Raw genomic sequence first — 18,090 nt, 5'->3', positions numbered from 1 at the left:
CGCCGCGTCATCAGCTTTTCACCTGCATGCCCAGCTTCTTCAAATCCACGCCGGTGTCCGAATAGGACGCGCCGGTGTAGGAATAGCTGACCCCGGTGGTGGAGCAGCTGGAGCCGGTGCTGGACACGCTGGAACCGGTGCTGCTGACCGAGGAACCGGTGGTGGACATGCTGGAGCCGGTGACCCCGGTGGACGAGCCGGTGACCGAGACCGACGAGCCGGTGACACTGGCGGAAGCGCCGGTGGTGGACACCGAGCAACCGGTGACGCTGGCGGACGAGCCGGTGGTGGACATCGAGGTGCCGGTGACGCTGGTGGACGAACCGGTGGTGGACATCGAAGTGCCGGTGATGCTGGTGGACGAGCCGGTGTCCGACATCGAGGTGCCGGTCACGCTCTTGGAGGTGCCGGTGACCGAGGTGCTGGTCCCGGTGACGCTGGTGGAGGTGCCGGTATAAGAGGAGGACACCCCGGTCATGCTCTGCGACATGCCGGTGGCCGACACGCTGGTGCCGGTCATCGAGGTGGAAATGCCGGTCATGCTCTGCGAGGTGCCGGTCACCGAGGTGCTGGTGCCGGTCAGGCTGGTGGACACGCCGGTAAAGCTGGTGGACACCCCGGTGAAACCGGTGGAAATGCCGGTGAAGCTGGTGGACACGCCGGTAAAACCGGTGGACACCCCGGTGAAGCCGGTGGAGACGCCGGTAAAGCTGGTGGACACCCCGGTGAAACTGGTGGACAGGCCGGTGAAGCTGGTGGATACCCCGGTGAAGCTGACCGACAGGCCGGTGAAGGACACCGACACCCCGGTGTAGCTGATCGAGGCGCCGGTGACCGAGGTGGAGGTGCCCTTGACCGAGGTGTTCTTGTCCTGGCCCACCGCCTCCGAGCTGTTGCGCTCGGTGGTCTGCTGCATGTCCCGCTCGGCGTGCACCATCACCCGCTCCGCGCCGCGCTGGTCGTCGAAGGTGATCTGACTGGCGTTGCTGTAACGGCCCTGCTTCAAGGAGCGCGTGACCAGACCGGTGTAGCGGATGTCTTTCGGCAGGTCGTAAGGCGTCGGATTGTCGCCGTTGTAGACAATGCCGGTGATCATCGGCCGGTCCAGATCGCCGTCCACATAGGTGACCAGCACCTCCTGGCCCACCCGCGGCATGGCCAGCACGCCCCAGCCCTTGCCGGCCCAGGCTTGCGACACCCGGATCCAGCACGAGGCGTCTTCTTCCTGGGTCTTGTAACGGTCCCAGTGGAAGTGCACGCGGATGCGGCCCAGCTTGTCGGTATGCACTTCCGCGTCCACCGGCCCCACCACGGTGGCGCTCTGGATGCCGGGCAGGATGGGCTTGGCCGTCAGCCGCAGCGGGCGGAACGGACGGTCGTCCGTCATCGCCCGGAACACGGCCATCACATTGCGGCCCTGGCCGCTGCTGTCCGGCCCGTCCTGCAAGAAAGTCAGCTGGCTGGCGGTCACGTAGTAGCGACGGTTGCGCGCCGCGTCCGGGTGGCCGTCCAGCGTGAAGGCGCCGCCGGTGGCCAGGCCGCGGGCGTTGGCGGTGCCGGTGAGCTGGTGGGAATCCGCCTGCAAGGCCTCCAGCCGCAGCCGCGCCAGCCGGTCGCCGCCGGCCTGATCGCTATAGCCGGCGCCGTAGTCGTAATGCTCCAGCCGGATGCCGTCCAGGCTGGCTTGCACCTCCTGGGCGTCGCTGTCCAGCCGGTTGGACGGCGCGTGGTAGTCGAAATCGCGCAGCGCGACATTGGTCGGCCGCACCCGCCGCCCGCGTTGCAGCCGCTGCACCCCTTCGCGGCCCGGCACCGGACGGAATTCGTCGCCGTCCGGCAGGAAGCGCAGCAGGCCGTAGCCGGCGGTCAGATCGTCGAAGCGCTGGGTGTCGGACAGCACCACCACATGACGCTCCGGCTGGTGCTCGATCCAGAAGTAAATGCCCTCGTCCTCCAGCAGCCGCTTGACGAAGTTGAGGTCGGTCTCCAGGAACTGCACGCAGTATTCGCGCGGCTCGTAAGCGTGTTCCAGCTCGAAACGGAAGTCCGGCCGCTGATGCTCGCCGAAGACCTGCTCGACGATCTGCGGCACCGTCAGCTGCTGGAACACGCGGCAGTTCTGGTTCTCCGCCAGGAAGGACAGCCAGCTGCCCAACTCCAGCGTGTAGGTGTAGCTGTCCTGGGTCTGGCCGCTGTCGTAGCCGCCCAGCACCTGGCAGTGGAAAGGCCGGACGCCCTCGTCGCCCAGGTCGATGTCCACCGTCAGCCGCGAGCCGAGCAGCCCGTCCAGGTCCAGCGCCGGATCGGCGCAGGCGATGTCGAGCTGGTAACTGGGTTCCTGCGACAGGCGTTCGTCCGCCTTGAAGCTCAACGCGACGCTGTCCGCGTCCAGCAAGAGGCTGTGCAATTCGATCAAACGCATGCGGTTTCTCCCGGGGCGGCGGATTCGGCCGGCGCGGCCGGCGGCAGCGGCACGCCCTCCCCGTCGTCGAAAATCAGTTCCAGTTTTTCGGCGGCGCTCAGGCGCACGCTGTGCAGGGCGCGGTCGGCGGCGCGCGCTTCCAGTACGCCGCGGGCGATGGCCGGCATCACCCGCTGGCGCAATAGATCGCCCACCGCGCGGCCGCTGGCCGGGTGCCTGGCCACCGCTCGGGCGATCCAGTCCGCGGCCTCGGCGTCGGCGCGCCAGTCCAGGCCGTTGGCGCTCAAACGCTGGCCGATGTCGTCCAGGGCCTGGCGCGCGATGCCGGCCAGCGCCGGCTCGCCCAGCGGCCGGAAGGCCACCACCCGCATCCGCGCCAGCAAAGCCGGCGCGAAACGGCGCTGCAAGCGTTCGCGCGCCAGCGCGTCCAGCCGGGACTGAGAGACTTCGGGCTCGGCGGCGCAGGCGGCCTCGATCTCGGCGTCGCCCAGATTGCTGGTCAGCAGGATCAGGCAGTTGCGGAAATTGATGTGCCGCCCCTCGCCGTCCTCCATCCAGCCCTGATCGAACACCTGGTAGAACATTTCGTGCACGTCCGGATGGGCGCGGTCGAACTCGTCCAGCAAGAGCACGCTGTAAGGTTTTTTGCGCACCGCCTCGGTCAGGCGGCCGCCTCGGCCGTAGCCGACATAGCCCGGCGGCGCGCCCTTCAGCGTGGACACGGTGTGGGCTTCCTGGAATTCGTTCATATTGAAGCGCAAGAGATTGCGTTCGCCGCCGAACAGCGCCTGCGCCAGCTCGGCCGCGGTCTGGCTCTTGCCGGTGCCGGTGGGGCCGGCCAGCAGCATCACCGCCATCGGCCGCCGCGGATCGCCCAGGCCGGAGTGCGCCACTTGCAGCGCCTCCACGATGGCGTCCAGCCCGCTTTCCTGGCCCTGGATGCGCTGGTTCAGCCCTTCGCGCAGCGCCATCAGCCGCCGCGCCTCGTCCTGAGCCATCTGGGTGACCGGCACCTGGGTCCATTCCGACAGCACTTCGGCGATGGCCTGCGCGTCCACCCACGGCCGCACCAGCCGTTCGGCCCCGCTCAGGGCCTCGGCCCGCTCCGGATCGGCGCCGCCCGTTTCCAGATCCTCCAGCCAGGCGCCCACCTCGGCGCGCTGCTCGCTCAGGGCCGCGTCCAGCGCGTCGGCGCGCGCGGCGGTTTCCTCGCGCTCCCTTTCCAGTTCCGCGCCGTCCGCCGGCGCGGCCAGGCCCAGCCGCGCGTCGCTGGCGCGCCAGCTCAGCGCCTGCTCCAGCGTCATCGCGTGATGGCGCAGCCGGTCCAGCGCCGCCGGCTGGCAGCTCTGGCTCATCGCCACCCGCGCGCAAGCGGTGTCCAGCAGGCCGATGGCCTTGTCCGGCAGCTGCCGCGACGGCAGATAGCGGCGCGACAGCGTCACCGCGGCGCGCAAGGCGGCGTCGACGATGCGCACGCCGTGATGGCCGGCGAAGCGCGGCGCGATCATGCGCAGCATGTCCACCGCGGTGTCGTCGTCGGGCTCGTCCACGGCCACGGTCTGGAAGCGGCGCACCAAGGCGGCGTCCGGCTCGATGAACTGCTTGTATTCCGACCAGGTGGTGGCGGCCACCATGCGCAGCTGGCCGCGCGCCAGCATCGGTTTGATCAGATTGGCGGCGTCGCCGGTGCCGGCGTTGCCGCCGGCGCCGATCAGGGTGTGGGTTTCGTCGCAGAACAGGATGACGGGCGCCGGCGCGGCGATCACCGCGTCTATCACCGAGCGCAGCCGCTGTTCGAACTCGCCGCGCGCGCCGGCGCCGGCCTGCAGCCTGGCCACGTCCAAGGCCCATATCTGCGCGCCGCGCAGGCCCGGCGGCACTTCGCCGCGATGGATGCGCTGGGCCAGCGCCTCCGCCACCGCGGTTTTGCCGACGCCGGCCTCGCCCACCAGGATGGGATTGTTCTGCCGCCGCCGCGACAACACGTCGATCACCGCGCGCAATTCGGCGTCGCGGCCTATCACCGGGTCCAATTCGCCGGCCGCCGCCTGATCGCTCAGGCTGACCGCCCATTGCCGCAGCACCGCGGCCGGATCGGCGGCTTCGCCTGCGGCCCCTGGGCGGCGGTTCCGGCGGGCGCGTCGGCCGCTTCCGGCCAGGCGCCGGCCAGCGCCTCGTAACGCGCGACGATATCGTCCAGCGACAGCTTGGCCAGCGCCTGGCCGATGCGATGCTGCAGCCAGCGCCGCGTCGGCTCCTCGTCCAGCCAGGCCAGCAAGAGATGGCCGCTGCGCACCTTGGCGGCCGGCGCGGCCACCTGGCTCCAGCTGATGGCCGGCGCCACGCTGCGCTCCAGCGCCGGCGAAATGTCGCGCAGCGATTCGCCGCCGGCCTCGGCGGCGTCCAGCGCCTTGCCCACGCGTTGCAAAGCGGCGGCCGGCTCGCAGTCCAGCGCCTCCAGCAAGAGCGCGACGTCGCCGCCGCCGCGGCGCAGCAGGCAAAGCAGCCAATGATCTAGGTCCACCAGCGCGTGCCGGCGCGAGCGCCCCAGGGCGGTGGCTTCCACCAAGGTGTCGTATGCGGTTGGGCCTAAGCGGCCGAAAATGCGTTCTCGGTTCACAGCGGATCCTGGAAAGATTCATACACGGTGAGAGTCCGGAGCGAGACGCCGGGGCGGGACCATGCGTCCACCCCAGGCGCATGCGCCCCACCTTGCCTGCCAGTTCCGGCCGGGTGCGGATCTGGACCTTGATGACCGGGGCGGCCCGGCCATCGGCGAAATCTGCGGCGACGGCGAACATCGCCAGCACCGCGGGCGCGCCGCGCCGCCAGCGGGAAAACTCGGCGGCGTCGATCGGCCCTATGGTGATGTCCAGCGCGTGCTGGGCGTCCCAGATCCGGCTGCCCACGCGCCAGCTCCCCAGCCGGCGCGGCCCGCCTGCGCCTTCCCGCAGCGGAATCCAGCGGCCCTGGCGCGGCGACAAGCGCACCGGCGCGCCGAAATAGCCGGCCAGGATTTTCTGCAAGTCCGCCAGCGAGCGGCGCGGCGCGTGATAAGCGCCGGGATGGCTGCGCCGGCAGGCGGCGGCGTGCGGGTCCAGCAGCGGCTCCGCCTCCGGCGCGGCGCCGGCCAGCGCGGACACGCGCTCGGCGAAGGGATGGCGGCCGCGCTCGTAGCCCAGCGCCGGATGCATCGCCGCGCGGGCGGCGTAGTGCAGCCAGGCCAGATCGCCGCAGGCCAGGTTGACGAAGCGTTCGAAGGCGGCGTTGCGTTCCAGCCGGCGCTCGTGCAGCGCGTGCTCGGTGATGTGCAGCGGCAAGGGCCCGTAGGGCGCGAACAGGCCGAAATGGCGGCAGACCACGCTGACGCGCGGCGCGGCGTCGTCCTCCGCCTCTTCCACCTTCACCCCGCTGATCTCGCTGCTGGCGAAGTGCATGTCGGCGGCCTGTTCCAGGCCCAGCCAGTCCGGCCGGCGCCGCAGCCGGCCCGCCGCGGCGGCGTCCGGCAGCCGCCATTGCCAGGTTTCCACGCGGCGCATCAGTTCGAAGAAGGTGCGCTGCGGCTTAAGCTCCCGGATCATCTGCTGTCGTTTCATTGCAGTTCTCCGTCCGCGCGTTGGGTGTTGCCGTGCCGGCTGACCGGTTCGCCGTCCAGCCTCAGGCTGACCTCGATGCCGTCGTTGAGCGTGACCGCCTGGGCCAGCGCCTGGGCCAGCAGCCGGCCGAACAGCCAGCCGCCGCGGTCCGCGTGCATCACGGCGGCGATATCGATGTCCACCAGGGAGGCGCGCACCAGGGCCTGCGGCGAACCGCGGCCGGCGGGCAGGAAGCCGGCTTGCAGATGCGCGGCCTTCAGGCTGTCTATGCGCTGGCGGTCCAGCGCCAGTTCCGGCTGCGCGGCCAGCCGCAGCTGCTCCGCCAGCCGCGCGGCGATGTCCTGACGGCCGGCGCCGCGCAGGCTCAACGGGTTCTGGCCGATATGGGCCACCGCCTGCCAGCAGCGCTCCAGGTCCGGAATCGGCCGCGGCGCGCTGGCCGGCCACAGGCACTCCAGCCGCGCCACCGCGCCGCCCTCGGCGCGCAGCTCCGCCGCCGGCAGGTCTTCCGGCCGCCAACCGCGGTCCGCCACCAGCGCGCGCCCGGTCAGGGTGGCGATGTCGTCCAGGCCCAGATCGCCGGCGCAGGCGGAAATGGTGATCAGATCATGGCTGCCCAGCGCGTCCGGGCGCGCCTGGCGCGGCCCTCGCTTTGCAGCGCCGGCTCGCGGCGCAGCGAATAGCGCGCCGCCGCCGGGGCGCTCTGGTAGCCGCCGGCGTCCAGCGCCGGCCGCACCTCCCGCGAGCGGCCGTTGCTGTCGCAGACATTGATTTCCAGCAAGCGCCACAGGTGGTGTTCGGCCGGCCGCATCCGGTCCACCGGAATCCATTGCTCGGTCTGGTTCGGATCGTAGGGCACCGGGTCCAGGCGCTTGGGATAGAGATTGATCGCCGGGGTGGCGAACAGGCGGAACTGGCCGGCGTCCACCTCGCCTATCAGGTCCAGCGGCGCCTGGCGCAAGGCCAGGATCAGCTCGAAGCCGCGCGCCGACGGCGCCCGCGCCGCCAAGGCCGCCAGCGCGTCCAATTCCACGCTGAGCAGCCGCGCCGGCTGGGCGAAGTATTCGCGCAGCAAGCGCAAGCCCGGCAAGCCGCCCGCCTCGGCCGGCAGCAGGGCCTCGCCCTCGTCGGCGGCGGACAGGCGCAGGCCGCCAAGCGGCAACTCCAGCAGGACTTCGCCGCCGCGGCCGTCGTCGGCCGTCGCGTACCAGGCGCCGACGTCGGCCAGCATCGCGCGGTGCAGCGCGTAAGCGCGCGGCAGATCGCCGGCCAGGCTCAGGTGCAGCGGCTTGGCGCCGCCCTCCGTCGCGGCCAGATCGCCCAGCGACACCGTGCCCTCCAGTTTAAAGCTCAGGCGCAAGGCGGCCTGGGACGAGGCCAGCCGCCGCGCCAGCTCGGCGGACAGCCGGGTCAGGCCGCGGCCGCACTCCGCCCGCTCCAGCCGCAGCGGCAGCAGGGTCACCTCGCGCCCGGTGGCGAAGGTGATGGGCCGGGTCGAACCCGGCAAGGTCGCCTGGATCAGGGTGCCACGCGGCAGGCTGCGGCCGCGGAAGGCTTCCGGCGAGGCGAAGTCCGGATGGAAGGCGAAGCTGCTGATCGCCGGCGTGGCGCTCAGATACAGCGGGCAGACCTGGGCCAGCGCCTGGCGCGCGAATTCCGCGCACTCCAGATCCAGCCGGGTCTGCACCCGGGCGGACAGAAAGGCCACGCCCTCCAGCAGGCGCTCGACGAAGGGATCGGCGACCGAGTTCGGCCGCAGGCCGAGCGCCGGGGCGATCTGCGGATGCTCGCGGGCAAAACGCGCGCCGGCCTCGCGCAGATGGCGCAATTCATTATTGTAGTGATCGAGGAAATTCATCCGGCCGCCCCGCCTCCGCGGCGCGCGGCAGGCCGAAATAACCGTCCAGATAATCCAGCGTCAGGCTGAGCCGCAGCGCTTCGCCGCCGTCGCGGGTCACCGCGGCCACATCGAAATACAGCAGCTGCCGCGCCTGCGGCCCGCTGCCGGCGCGCGCGCTCACTTCCAGCCGTTCCGGGTCCAGCCGCGGCTCGAAGCGGCGGATGGCGTCGCGGATGTGGGCGCTGACGCGCGCCGGGTCGATCCGGCTCGACTTTCTCTCCGCCAGCGGCGGCCGTCCGTAATTCCACACCGAAGTCTCCAGCTGGCTGCCCGCCGCCAGCGGCAGGCGCGCGCCGCGCAGCGCGGCGTTCATCAAATGCGCCAGATCGCGCGCGATGCTGGCGGCGAGCGTCTCGCGCCCTGCGCGGGCGGACAGTTGGTCGAATAATCGTGGCGTCATGGCTGCCCGGCGCCGCCTGGGCGACGCCGTCCCGATAGAGAGGAAAGAAGGCCGGAAAGTCCCGGCTCATAGTGCTTAAACGGCTGCGTTCAGCTTCAGGTCGTAACCCGCCTTGATCACCGCGCCCATGGTTCCGTCATTGCGCTGTTCGCGGTATTCGAACTCGATCTTGGCGAAGTTGATCTTGATCTCGTCGGTGGGCAGCACGCTTTCCACATCGCCGCTGCCGTGGCCCATGATGGCGTACGGCATATTGCCCAGCGTGCGGAAGGAGGACACCAGACCGCTGGCGAAGGTGATGATCATGAAGTCCTGCTGGCCGTTGCCGGACTTGCGGCAGATCAGCTTGGCGCGCGGGATGTGTTCGCCGGTGGCGCACATCAGGAACAGCTTGGGCGAGGCCTTGTTCGAGACCATGCGGAACTCGAAGTCCTTCATTTCCACCTTGCCGGCGCCGCCGCCGCTGCCGAAGCCCCATTTGCCCGAGTTCTCCTCGGCCCATTGCCAGCTCTGGATCTGGATCAGGCCCGAGTACTGCTGGTCAGTTGATTCCCCTCGACTCCTTCAATCTGCAGAAAGTAGTCAACCAATGCATTTGCCATGTTGCGATACTCCGAAAAAAAGTGATGGACAAGCCAGACCTGAAACGGAATGCAAGCGCCGGGGCGACTCAGGTCGTTCCCGCCCGCGCCAAACCGGCCGCCGTCAGCTCTTGCTCAAGCCTTGCTTAAGCTAAGCGCGGCGGTGAATGAACGGGCTATCGGAAGCGAGCCGCGCGCTAGCGAGCCCCCTCCTGCTTGGCCGACGGCAGCTTGGAAACCAGCCGCAGCGACACGGTCAAGCCTTCCAGCTGGAAGTGCGGCCGCAGGAAGAACTGGGCGCGGTAGTAGCCGGGGTTGTCCGGCAGCTCGTCCACCAGCACCTCGGCCGCGGACAGCGGGCGCTTGGATTTGGTGACCTCGCTGGAAATGCTGGGATCGCCGTCCACGTAGTTCATCAGCCAATCGTTGAGCCAGCGCTGAGTGTCTTCCCGCGATTTGAAGGAGCCGATCTTGTCGCGCACGATGCACTTCAGGTAATGAGCGAAGCGGCAAGTGGCGAAGATATAAGGCAGACGCGAGGACAGATTGGCGTTGGCGGTGGCGTCGTCGTCCTCGTACACCGCCGGCCGGTGCACGGTCTTGGCGCCGATGAAGGCCGCCATGTCCGAGTTCTTGCGGTAAACCAGCGGCATCAGGCCGGATTCGGACAGCTCGTGCTCGCGGCGGTCGGAGATGGCGATCTCGGTGGGGCAATGCAGCTCCACTTCCTTGTCCTGCGAGGGCAGCACGAATTTGGGCAGCACCTCCACCGCGCCGCCGGACTCCACGCCGCGGATCTTGGTGCACCAGCCGTAGGTGCTGAAGGCGCGGGTGATGTTGGCGGCCATCGCGTAGGCGGAATTGGCCCAGCAAAAATCGCTGGCGCGGTTGGGGTCCACCTTCTCCTCGAAGCCGAACTCCTCTATCGGCTGGGTCTTGGGCCCGTAAGGCACCCGCGCCAGGAAGCGCGGCAAGGTCAGCGCCAGGTAGCGCGAATCGTTGCTTTCCCGCAGCCGGCGCCAGAACGCGTATTCGGTGGCGGTGAAGATCTTGGACACGTCGCGCGGATTGCCCAGCTCGCTCCAGTCGTCCATCTGCAACAAGCTGGGCGCGGCGGCGGAGATGAAAGGCGTGTGCGCGGCGGCGGCGATCTTGGACATCTCGGTCAGCAAGGCCACGTCCTGCGCGCTGTGGTCGAAGTGATAATCGCCCACCAGGCAGCCGAAGGGCTCGCCGCCGAACTGACCATACTCCTGCTCGTAAATCATCTTGAAGATGGGACTCTGGTCCCAGACCACGCCCTTGTAGCGGCGCAGGGTCTTGCCCAGCTCTTTCTTGGAGACGTTCAGGTAGCGGATTTTCAGATTCTCGGTGGTGTCGGTGTTGGACACCAGGTAGTGCAGGCCGCGCCAGGCGCCTTCCAGTTTTTGGAAGTGCTCGTTGTGCAAGACCAGGGTCAGCTGTTCCGAAATCTTGCGGTCCAGCTCGGCCACCAATTGCTCCACCGTCTGCGCCACATCCTCGCGCACCACCACCCGGCTGCGGCGCGCATAGGCCAGCAAGGTCTGCACCGCGCTTTGCACCGCCTCGGCGGCTTCATTGGTGCGCGGCCGGAACGAGCGGCGCAGGATGTCCTTCAGGCCGTCGTCCACCGTGGTTTCGGTCTGGCCGGCCGCGGCCGGCGCCTGCATCTCGGCATGGGTGCTCATCTCGCCTCCCCGTCGGCCTGGGCCGCCTCGCCCGCCGCGGCGTCGTCCGCGGGCAGATGCAGGTCCTTCAGCAGCTGCTCGATCAACTCCTCGGCCGCCACCTTGCCGTCCATATAAGTCAACAATTCCTTCAACTGGCTGCGCGCGTCCAACAGCACCGCCAGCTCGGGGATTTTCTTCACCACCTCGGCCGGCTCGAAGGACTCCATGGAGTCGAAGCTCAAGTCGATCGGGATCAAGGTTCCGTCATCGGTGATCACGTTCTTCACGTGGTAGCTGAGTTCCGGCGCGATCTGCGCCATCCGCAAGTCGAAGTTCTCCACGTCGATCTCGGTGAAACGGCGGTCCTCCACCGCGCCCAGCGCTTCGATGTTGTCGCCGGACAAGTCCGCCAACACCCCGGCTACAAAAGGCAGCTCCACCTTTTTCTGCGAACCGTAGACTTCCACGTCGTATTCGATCTGCACGCGGGGCGCACGGCTTTCCCCGATGAACTTCTGCGCATCCTTCTGTCGCGCCATGGCATATGTCCTTTCCCTGATATTGCTTGACTACCCTTGTAAAGGCCGGGGGCGATCCAATTTCGCCACCAGCGCATCCGATTCGGCGAACAGCTCCGCCATCAACTCCTCAAAGCCCGCGCCCAACATCCGCTTGGCGCGCAGCAGAAAGATGGGCGCCGGGTGCCCGGGCTCGTGCTCGCGGAAATACGCGACGATCAAGTCCAGCGCCGCCGCCACCTCCTCGCGGCTGTTCAAGGCGCCGGCCGGCAACGCGCGCGCCGCCGGGGCGGCCTCGCTCAAGACGGGCGCTTCTGCGGGGACCGCGGCAAGCATCGGCGTCAGCGCCGCTTCCAGCTCATCCAGCAAGGCGTTCACGCTGCCGCAGTCGAACTGATCGGCGAAACCCTCGCGCTGGCTCAAATCCGTCAAGGCGGCCAGGCCGGCGCGCAGCCGGGACAGGTCCCGCAACGCCCGCTCGCGCTCCGCCGGCGGCGCGGCGGCCGGGTCCTTGGCCAATTGACCGACGCGCAGCTCGCTGTCCGCGCTCAGCCGGCTATGCGCCAGCTGATGCAGAAAGGCCGGCCCGCACAGCCAGGCCAGATGCAGCGCGTGGGTTTCACCCGCCGGCGCGTCCGGCTGCCCGGCCGGCCGGATGTTTTCCAGCGGCTGCGCCGCGATCGCGGCCAGCGCCGCCAGTCCTTCCGCCGCCCCGGCCAGACCGCGCTGGGCCAGCGCCGCGCGCAGCAGCCAAACGCCGACCCGCACATCCGCGGCCTTGCCAAGCAGGCCGCGGCAGGCGCTTTCCACGCTGATCCAGTGGAAGGGCTCCGCGCCCTTGCGCAAAGGCACCTGGCCCACCGCGTCGTATTCGCAGATCGCGGCGTCGACGCGGGCGAAGTCCGCGTCGAAATCCAGCTCTTCCGCGGCCGGGGTGTCCGGCAAGGCGATATCGGCGATGGCGTGGTTCATGGTTTCAGCGTTCATGGCGAAAGTTTGCTTCCAACGGCGGCCCTGCCCGGCCCGCCTCAATGTTTTGAATAAGGCGCCGATAAACGGCTGGCGCGCTTTCACAAAAACTCGAGAACAAAGTTATAAGCAAACGCTTGAGTCTGTCCAAATAAACGCCCGGCGGCGGGTTTACCGGTAAACACCGGGGAAACGGGGCGAAACCGCACGGCAATACAAATGCATAAACCGTTTTTCATGACGGCCGCGCATGCAAGGACTTGGGGAAATAGTTAAGCGCGCAGCCGGAAGAATGGCTTGCGACAGAGCAGAATACGGAAGGAAGACGCTGAGTTTGACGCGGCCGCCGGCTTAATCGGCGTCGATTTTCAAGGCCGGTCGATAAAATAAGCTCGGCAATCGCAAGCGCAAGATTTTATTTGCATTTTTAGCGAATATCGGCCGCGCCCGATCCATGCTCGGTGAGTGCGCAAGCACGGCGGCGCCAGTCGCGGCGCGCCGCGCGCTCGTCGGCGCGGCCTGCCGGATCAAAGAAGCGATCCAGGCGGCGGACAATGTGCAAAACACATACTTATTAGGACAATTTGGAGAAAAGTTTTTAATGCCGAGACTTGTTTGGTGTAAATTGGCATAAGCCGTCTATTTTCTAAAACGCTTATGCGCAAATGGCGATTTTATTAAGCCAAGACTTAATAAATCATGGAAAGACGGATCTTAAGCGGCTAAAACGTGGAAAGTGCAAATTCACATTTCGCTCAAACTTTGTTGCATTTGATACACAAAACCCAGGCATTGGGAATAACGCTTTTTCCGCACGTTAGCATATTTAGATAGTCCCGCATGTCCGCGCGCCTTATTTGCATAAATCAAAAACAAGATCAGGGTTTTCCCTAATGATCGGCAATAAAATAAACGATTGTTTAATTTTGTAACCGTTTAGTAATTTTTATTAAATATCCTGGACGCGCTAAAAAAAATAAACCCCGTCAATGACGGGGTTTAGGATTCAGCGATTTTCATTCATTTCGCTTGCGCCGCGGCACATCGCCGCCGCGCGTTCAAGCCGGTTCACATCAGTTCGCCGGCCTCCAGCGTTTTGCCCACCAGGCGTTCGCGCAGATCGAGGATTTCCTTGACCAGGGCGGCGCGCAGCTCCAGCACCAGGGCCAATAAGGTGGCCATGCGCCGGCGCGGCTCCAGCTTGGCCAGATCCTTGGGCTTCATCTGCCGGCCCTCGGCCGCCAGCCTGCCCATCCTCTGTTGCGACACCAGATTCTGCAAACCGGCGGGCAGAGACAAAGCGTCAATCGCCTTCAGTTTTTCCAGGTTCTGCAACATGCGCAGCAGGGCCGCGCGCGCCTGCAACACGATGGCCACCAGGGTGGCCATGCGCCGCGGCGGCTCCAGTTCGGCCAGATCATGGCAGCTCATGCCGTCGCCGGCGCGGGCCAATTCCTGCATCCGCCCCGGCCCCACCAACTGAGTCAGGTGGGCCGGCAAGGCCAGCGCTTCCACCACCTGCAAGCGCTCCAGCTGCGGCGCCGCGCCGCGCGCGCGGTCCGCGTTCAGCCGCAGCCAGGCCAGCGTCGTCAACTTGCCGCCCTCCCGCAGCTCCAGCAGGGCGTCCAGCCGTTGGCGCTGGCAGGCACTCAAGGCCTCGTTGAGCCGGGAGTAGACTTGACGCGATCCCAGGGTCAGCGCCGCCGCGCAACTGCGGTCAATCACGCCTATGGCCGGCAGCACGATGCGCCTCTGGCGCAGCCAGGACACCATGGCCTGCGCCAGGCACAGCGGCTGATCGGTTTGAGTGGCCAGCCGGGCCAGGTGGCGCAAGACCGCCTGGCCGTCCTCGGCCCGGTACGGCCTCAATCCCAGATAGGCGTAGAGTTTGACCAGATGCTCGCGCCGGGTCTGATCGCGGGTGGCGTAGCGTTCCCAGTCCTCCTCGCGCGCGCCCAGCGCGGCCGCCACCCGCCGCAACAAACGTGGTGCGGGCTGGCAGCCCTCGTCCAGCGCGATGCCGGGATGGCGCAGATAGCACAGCAGCACGGCCACGCCCAAGCGGTTGGCGCTGCCGCGGTGCTGCTGGATCAAGGCGAAATCCTGTTCGCTGAAGGCGGTTAACTGATCTAACTCGTATTCGTCGTCTGGAGGCTCCAGCAAGCTGGCGCGCTCTGGCGGCGAGAGCAACGGACGTCTCGGCATAGTTCTCTTCCCTGGCCTTGGCCAATGCGCAAAGCGCCGGTGTTTCTGCGGGCCGGCTGCCTCGCTTGGGCTCCACCGCTCTGACGGCGGCACTGGAGCCGGTGACGCCCTTTGCCGGCCATGTCCGCCGACGAAAGGGCTAACTAAAACATTATGAAGTTCAAGTTGCTTCACTGGTAAGTATTACTTTGTGATGGACCGCATTTGCGGTAGTTCCCGGAAATATGCCGATTTCTTAATTTGAAGGGCGAATTAGTCACACGACAAAGGTTTCCACCCCCATAAAATGCCAATGTATTTATTTTTGCCATGATAAGTCCAGGTGAAAATAGCCGATGGGCGATTAGAATCACCGCATAAAGGTGCGCGCCGCGCGCTCGCCGCGGGAAAGACGGGAACTTCTGTCATTCCAAACGAATCCCATGCTTCCATAAAGTGCTTAATATTGTCAGTTTCGCGCGCGAAGCGGGCCGCCGGTCCGACGCCGCCCACGCCTTGCAAGGAAGACGCCGATGTTCGAGTCCTGGATCCGTTTTTCCGTGCTCCTGTCGATAGGAGTCACCGTGTTGTCGCTGGCCATTACCGGCTTTCTGCTGTTTCGCTCTTTCGACTGGACCTCGCAATTGCGCGGACTGTCCGGTCCCTGGCAGCGGGAAAGCGTGAAAGACGGCGTCCGTCTCAACGCCGACGTCTTGTCGATCCGGCAAACCGGCCTGCTGGTGAACCAGGTGCCGATGATGCGATTGGAGTTGAGGGTGTGGCAGGACGGCTTCAGCCGGGAACTGACGATTGAACAACTGATAGATCTGGGCAATATGCCGCGCGCCGGCGAACGGGTGGAAGTCATGGTGGACCGCCAGGACCCGTCCCGCGCGTCCTATCTGCGGCTGGCGCCGGCGGGCGACGCGCCGCCCGCTCGCCTGCCTTGAAAACCGGCAAAGTCCGCCTCGCGCGGCGGACGAGCGCTCGCAAGGCGGGGGCGCTCCTTCCGCTCGCGCGGCGCTAGGCCCGGGTGGGTTTGCGCGGCCGCCGCGCGCGCCGCTGCAACAATTCCTCCAGTTGCGCGCTGATTTCCAGCGAGGCCTTCGCGCCCAGCCCTGCTGCAGCGCGTCGCGCTGTGGCGGCGCCGCCTGGGCGAACAGCATGGTTTCCCGCAACAGGGCGTTCATCGAATCCAGCCCACCCTGCGCATGCGTCTGCAAGCGCGCGTTGATGCGGCGCAGGCTGTCGGACACGTCGATGGAATCCGTGACCGCGCTGTTCAAACGCATCAGCTGCCCTATCTTCAGATAATCCTGCAGCTTGATGGTGCCGCTTTGGTTCATGGTCAGCACCAGGCCTTCGATAATCCTCTCCAGCGCGGCTTGCCGCGCAACCAGCATCTCCAGAATGTCATCCATATCCACTCCTCAATATCAGGCGCGTCAAAGGCAGACTAACAAGTAAACAGTTTTAAATACATATTAATTTAGACCAGTTTACGCGGCTGCCTTATCACGCCGGGTTTTTATCGGCTTATGGCATTAAATATTCAATATGGGAAATGGGTTTGGCAAGCGAAATACCGCAGGATCCGGCTATCGCCGGCGCGGTTGTCGCCAAATTGCGTCGGGAAACGGATAAAAAAAGACGGCGGGCATTGCCCGCCGCCGTTTGGAAGCTAAATCACTATTACATTAGATTCTGTTCCGCCACGTTCAGGTTCAGATCGATCATATGTTCGCTGCCGCCCTGCTCCGCTCCGGTCTTGCCGTCCAGACGCTCGGCCTCGATCGCGTCCAGATAGGCCGGCGTGATGTCGCCGGTGATGTATTCGCCGTTGAAGCAGGAGGTTTCGTAGCAGCTCAGCTTGGGGTTGACGCTGCTGACCGCCTCTTCCAGCGCGGACAGATCTTGATAGATCACCGCGTCGGCGCCGATCTCGCGCGCGATCTCGGCCTCGTCGCGGCCGGTGGCCAGCAGTTCCGCCCGCGTCGGCATGTCGATGCCGTAGACGTTGGGGAAACGCACCGCCGGAGCGGCCGAGGCGAAATACACTTTCTTGGCGCCGGCGTCGCGCGCCATCTGCACGATTTCCTTGGACGTGGTGCCGCGCACGATGGAATCGTCCACCAGCAGCACATTGCGACCCTTGAATTCGCAGGCCACCGGGTTCAGCTTCTGGCGCACCGATTTCTTGCGCACCGCCTGGCCCGGCATGATGAAGGTGCGGCCGATGTAGCGGTTCTTGATGAAGCCCTCGCGGTACGGCAGGCCCAGGTGGTTGGCCAGTTGCAGCGCGCTGGGGCGACTGGTGTCCGGGATGGGCATCACCACGTCGATGTCCAGCTCCGGCAAGGCGCGGCGGATTTTCTCGGCCAGCTTTTCGCCCATCACGATGCGCGCCTGGTAAACCGAAGCGCCGTCTATCACCGAATCCGGGCGCGCGAAGTACACGTATTCGAACAGGCAAGGCGCGTGGCGGGTGTCGCTGGCGCAGCTGCGGGCGTGGAATTCGCCGTCGAAGCTGACGAAGACGCCCTCGCCCGGCTGCACGTCGCGCAGCAGGCTGAAACCGGAACAGTCCAGCGCCACGGATTCCGACGCGAACATGTATTCGGTCTTGCCGCTGTTGACGCAAGTGCCTATCACCAGCGGGCGGATGCCGTTGGGGTCGCGGAAGGCCACCAGGCCGTAGCCGGCGATCATCGCCACCACCGCGTAAGCGCCGCGCACGCGGCGGTGCACCGCCTCGATGGCGCCGAACACCGCGTCCACGCTCAATTCGTTGGCGCTGAGGCGCTGGGTCAGCTCATGAGCGAACACGTTCAACAACACCTCGGAATCGGAGTTGGTGTTGATGTGGCGCAGATCGTGGCGGAACATGTCCGCCTTGAGCTCTTCGGTATTGGTCAGGTTGCCGTTGTGCGCCAGCACGATGCCGAACGGCGAATTGACGTAGAACGGCTGCGCCTCGGCCAGGCAGGAGGCGGAGCCGGCGGTGGGATAGCGCACATGGGCGATGCCGGCCGCGCCCAATAGGGAACGCATATTGCGCGTGCGGAACACGTCGCGCACCATGCCGCTGCCCTTGTGCATGTGAAAGGTCTTGCCATTGGCGGTCACGATGCCGGCGGCGTCCTGACCTCGATGTTGCAGCACCTGCAAACCGTCATACAGCAACTGGTTGACCGGAGCCTGACCGACCACGCCTAGAATTCCACACATCTTTTGCTCTCTTCCCTACTACTAAAGAAACGGACAAAAAAACAAGACAAAGAAAAAGGCGGAATCTTGAAGTGAAGATATCAAGATATTCCGCCTTGTTCACCAGCTACCCGGTGTAGTGGAGGTTATCGGCCAGCATCGCCGGTAACCAGGGCCTTAATGATAAGGCCACCGATTCAAATGGCGCCGAGAGCACGGCATTCCTCCACATGGGTTGTCGCGGCAGATCGCTCAAGCCGCCCACCAAAACCAGGGCCGTCACCAGCACCAGCCCGCGAGCCAGGCCGAACACCGCCCGAACAATCGATTGACTCCGCCCAGCCCCACGCTGTCCAGCATGCCGGTCAGCGTGACCCGCAGCAAGGCCGTGGCCAGCCAGGCCAGGAAAAACACCGCCACGAAACCGGCCACCAGCCGCAAGCCTTCCGAACTCAATTCGCCGGGCAAAAACGCCGACACCACCGGCGAAAACTGCTTGGCGCACCAGAAGGCGATCAGCCAGGAGCCCAGCGACAGCACTTCGGCCACCAGGCCGCGCATCATCGCCACCAGGATGGAACCGGCGATGATGGCGATGGCAATATAGTCGAAGATGGTCATG

General features: G+C 66.1%; 14 protein-coding genes and 2 pseudogenes. 2 read left to right on the top strand and 14 right to left on the bottom strand.

What is annotated here, in order from left to right; all coding sequences use genetic code 11:
• Positions 1–10: 10 nt before the first annotated feature.
• The 12 genes and pseudogenes from HQN78_RS06455 to HQN78_RS06415 form a co-directional block, all read right to left on the bottom strand.
• Positions 11–2,422 carry a type VI secretion system Vgr family protein gene (locus HQN78_RS06455; protein ID WP_235088611.1) on the bottom strand — a complete coding sequence of 804 codons (2,412 nt, stop codon included), beginning with the start codon at positions 2,420–2,422 and terminating at the stop codon, positions 11–13.
• Positions 2,413–4,371: an AAA family ATPase gene (locus tag HQN78_RS25800; protein WP_370646604.1), complete on the bottom strand. Its 1,959-nt coding sequence runs from the start codon at positions 4,369–4,371 to the stop codon at positions 2,413–2,415. The genes HQN78_RS06455 and HQN78_RS25800 overlap by 10 nt, the downstream gene beginning before the upstream one ends.
• Positions 4,372–4,478: 107 nt before the next feature.
• Entirely contained in the window at positions 4,479–4,946 is a 468-nt protein-coding gene (locus HQN78_RS25795; protein WP_370646603.1) for a hypothetical protein, read from the bottom strand.
• Between the two features lie 172 nt (positions 4,947–5,118).
• Positions 5,119–6,003, bottom strand: a pseudogene (locus HQN78_RS25790) (type VI secretion system baseplate subunit TssG); the annotation flags it as partial.
• A gap of 11 nt (positions 6,004–6,014) precedes the next feature.
• A complete protein-coding gene (locus tag HQN78_RS25470; protein WP_255701242.1) occupies positions 6,015–6,578 on the bottom strand; it encodes a type VI secretion system baseplate subunit TssF in 564 nt (187 codons plus the stop codon).
• Between the two features lie 41 nt (positions 6,579–6,619).
• Positions 6,620–7,876: a type VI secretion system baseplate subunit TssF gene (locus HQN78_RS06445; RefSeq protein WP_255701220.1), complete on the bottom strand. Its 1,257-nt coding sequence runs from the start codon at positions 7,874–7,876 to the stop codon at positions 6,620–6,622.
• Complete coding sequence (locus tag HQN78_RS06440) at positions 7,851–8,318, bottom strand: GPW/gp25 family protein (RefSeq protein WP_235088607.1); 468 nt, start codon at positions 8,316–8,318, stop codon at positions 7,851–7,853. The genes HQN78_RS06445 and HQN78_RS06440 overlap by 26 nt, the downstream gene beginning before the upstream one ends.
• Before the next feature lie 75 nt (positions 8,319–8,393).
• A pseudogene (locus HQN78_RS06435) lies at positions 8,394–8,861 on the bottom strand (Hcp family type VI secretion system effector); the annotation flags it as partial.
• 235 nt (positions 8,862–9,096) lie between these two features.
• Positions 9,097–10,608, bottom strand: a complete 1,512-nt coding sequence (gene tssC, locus HQN78_RS06430) for a type VI secretion system contractile sheath large subunit (protein WP_107799087.1) — start codon at positions 10,606–10,608, stop codon at positions 9,097–9,099.
• Positions 10,605–11,129 (bottom strand): type VI secretion system contractile sheath small subunit, encoded by a 525-nt coding sequence (tssB, locus tag HQN78_RS06425; RefSeq protein WP_107799086.1) that lies wholly within the window; start codon positions 11,127–11,129, stop codon positions 10,605–10,607. The genes tssC and tssB overlap by 4 nt, the downstream gene beginning before the upstream one ends.
• 30 nt (positions 11,130–11,159) lie before the next feature.
• Positions 11,160–12,095, bottom strand: a complete 936-nt coding sequence (locus HQN78_RS06420; RefSeq protein ID WP_235088604.1) for a type VI secretion system ImpA family N-terminal domain-containing protein — start codon at positions 12,093–12,095, stop codon at positions 11,160–11,162.
• 1,050 nt (positions 12,096–13,145) lie between these two features.
• Positions 13,146–14,282, bottom strand: coding sequence for a DUF4158 domain-containing protein (locus HQN78_RS06415; RefSeq protein WP_158274267.1), 1,137 nt, complete (start codon positions 14,280–14,282; stop codon positions 13,146–13,148).
• A 512-nt stretch (positions 14,283–14,794) separates the two neighbouring features.
• On the opposite strand from HQN78_RS06415, the gene HQN78_RS06410 reads away from it, so the two are divergent.
• Together HQN78_RS06410 and HQN78_RS06405 are read left to right on the top strand one after the other, a co-directional pair.
• Positions 14,795–15,211 (top strand): hypothetical protein, encoded by a 417-nt coding sequence (locus tag HQN78_RS06410; RefSeq protein ID WP_199225851.1) that lies wholly within the window; start codon positions 14,795–14,797, stop codon positions 15,209–15,211.
• A gap of 261 nt (positions 15,212–15,472) precedes the next feature.
• Positions 15,473–15,721 carry a hypothetical protein gene (locus tag HQN78_RS06405; protein WP_235088600.1) on the top strand — a complete coding sequence of 83 codons (249 nt, stop codon included), beginning with the start codon at positions 15,473–15,475 and terminating at the stop codon, positions 15,719–15,721.
• A 232-nt stretch (positions 15,722–15,953) separates the two neighbouring features.
• Here HQN78_RS06405 and purF read toward each other — a convergent pair whose 3' ends face one another.
• Positions 15,954–17,489, bottom strand: a complete 1,536-nt coding sequence (purF, locus tag HQN78_RS06400; protein ID WP_235088598.1) for an amidophosphoribosyltransferase — start codon at positions 17,487–17,489, stop codon at positions 15,954–15,956.
• Positions 17,490–17,747: 258 nt separating this feature from the next.
• Positions 17,748–18,089 (bottom strand): CvpA family protein, encoded by a 342-nt coding sequence (locus tag HQN78_RS06395; RefSeq protein WP_235088597.1) that lies wholly within the window; start codon positions 18,087–18,089, stop codon positions 17,748–17,750.
• Between the last annotated feature and the right edge of the window lies 1 nt (position 18,090).

The organism is Chromobacterium sp. Beijing, from assembly GCF_021496765.1.
In the GTDB taxonomy this organism is placed as follows: Bacteria; Pseudomonadota; Gammaproteobacteria; order Burkholderiales; family Chromobacteriaceae; genus Chromobacterium.
The sequence above is the reverse complement of the archived record's forward strand: the minus strand, read 5'-3'. Positions and strand labels throughout refer to the sequence as shown.